At 73.4% G+C, this 2,191-nt stretch carries 2 protein-coding genes; both read right to left on the reverse strand.

From position 1 onward, the window contains the following. Positions 1-114: 114 nt before the first annotated feature. On the reverse strand, positions 115-1,299 hold the full coding sequence (gene alr / locus G3I40_RS35375; protein WP_164558938.1) for an alanine racemase: 1,185 nt from the start codon (positions 1,297-1,299) through the stop codon (positions 115-117). Positions 1,300-1,349: 50 nt separating this feature from the next. After that, positions 1,350-2,191, reverse strand: an 842-nt coding sequence (locus tag G3I40_RS35380; protein WP_239092135.1) for a L,D-transpeptidase, incomplete at its 5' end; no start/stop codon positions are given.

Here is a 2,191-nt window from a genome sequence, read left to right on the forward strand (position 1 = left end):
CACCACGCCTATCGCGGCGCCCGCGAGGCCGGCCCGCCGCCAGTTCCCCGAAGCCGCGGCTCCGGCGACGGCCGCCGTGACCTCTGCACTGCTGTCGCTCACGTGCCGCTCCTCCTACGGGATGCGGGGCCGCATCTCAGGTCGTCCGGTTCCTTCTCCGTCTACGTAGACGCGCGGCACCCGGGAACCGATCCGCGTGACGATCTCGTACGCGATGGTGCCCGCCGCGACCGCCCAGTCCTCGGCGGTCGGCTCGCCCGCGTCGCCCGGTCCGAACAGCACCGCCTCGTCGCCCGCGGCCGGTTCGTCCCCGCCGAGGTCCACGACGAACTGGTCCATCGCGACGCGGCCCGCGACCGTGCGCCGCTTGCCGCCGATCAGGAGCGGGCCGGTGCCCGAGGCGTGCCGCGGGATGCCGTCCGCGTAGCCGAGCGGGACCAGGCCGAGGGTGGTGGCGCCCGGTGTGACGTAGTGATGCCCGTAACTGACGCCGAGTCCGCCCGGCGCGTGCTTCACGAGGGCGAGGTTCGCCTTCAGCGTCATGACGGGGCGCAGCCCGTGGTCGGCGGGCGGGCCGAGCTCGGGGCTGGGCGAGATCCCGTACATGGCGATGCCGGGGCGCACGAGGTCGAAGTGGGTCTCGGGCAGGGTGAGCGTGCCCGGCGAGTTGGCGATGTGGCGCACCTCGGGGGTGACGCCCTCGCCTTCCGCGTACCCGGTCATCTCTCGAAAGGCGGTGAGCTGGGCGGCGATGGAGGGGTGCCCCGGCTCGTCGGCGCAGGCGAAGTGCGACCACAGGCCGGTGACGGTGACGTGCCCGGCCGCCTGCGCCGCCAGCGCTTCCCGTACGAGCTCCGGCCAGTCGGTGGGCAGGCAGCCGTTGCGCCCGAGGCCGGTGTCGGCCTTCAGCTGGATGCGGGCCGTGCGGCCCAGCTCCCTTGCCGCGGCCGTGACTTCGCGCAGCGCCCACATGCCGCTGACCGACATGTCGAGGTCGGCCTCGATGCCCTCGCGCCAGGGGCCGCCGGGCACCCAGAGCCAGCACATGATGCGGCCGGGCAGCCCGGCCGCGCGCAGTTCGAGCGCCTCCTCCGCGGTGGCGGTGCCGATCCAGTCGGCACCCGCCTCCTTGGCGGCGCGGGCCACCGGGATCATCCCGTGCCCGTACGCGTCCGCCTTCACGACGGCCATGAACGCGGCCCCCGGCGCGTGGGCGCGCAGGGACCGCACATTGGCCTTCAGCGCGCCGAGGTCGATCTCGGCACGGGCGCGGAGCGGGGCAGTCACGTTCTCGTTCATCGTGCGCCCAGTGTCTCAGAGGGGTCGGACAGGCCCTCGGGTGCTCGGGCTCACGTGCCGGGCTTGCGGCCCCACACGTAGACGCGGTCGTTCTTCTGCAGGACGGCCCACAGCTTTTTCGCGTCGGCGTACCGCATGTTCACGCAGCCGCGCGAGCCGGGCGGGTTGTAGACGCTGCCGTAGATGGCGTGGAAGGCCTGGCCGCCGCTGAAGAACTGGCTGTACGGCATGGGGGTGTTGTAGATCGACGACCAGTGGTTCTTGTGCTTCCAGTAGACCTTGTGCCAGCCGGCGCGGGTCCCGTACCCGGCCCGTCCGCTGCGGATCGGCACCGGCCCGAGGACGATCTTCTTGCCCTTGCTGACCCACATCAACTGGCGCGGCAGGTCGACGCAGGCGAGGCGGTACGCGCGCGTGGGGCACTTCTTCGCCGCGTTCGGGTTCTTGCGGGCGGTCAGCCAGCGCATCCGCGACCAGGTGACGGGCCCGGCGAAGCCGATGTTCGGGCGGATGCCCTGCGCGGTCTGGAAGGCGCGGATCGCCTTGCAGTCCGCGGCCGACTGCGCGCCGTCGGCCTTCAACTTCAGCCAGCGCTCGACCTGGCGCTGGTGGGGGCCGGTCTTCTTGGTGCAGGTGGGCGCCCGCTGCACCTCGCTGGGCGGCACGTACTCGATGAGGTCGTCGACTCCGGCGGGCGGCTCGTCGGGCTCGACGGCGTCCTCCTCGGCGCTCGGCTCGTACACGTGGGGCGCCAGCGCCTGGTCCGGGGTGTCGAGCTGCCACGGGTGGAGCGGGGTGCGCGGGACGCCGGGGACGAGCGCGGGGCCCGCGGCGGGTCTCGGCGGTTCCGGGTCGGCGAGGGCCGGGCTCGCCGGAAGTGCGGCGGCGAGCG

The sequence above is a fragment of the Streptomyces sp. SID14478 genome (assembly GCF_010548525.1).
Lineage (GTDB): Bacteria > Actinomycetota > Actinomycetes > Streptomycetales > Streptomycetaceae > Streptomyces.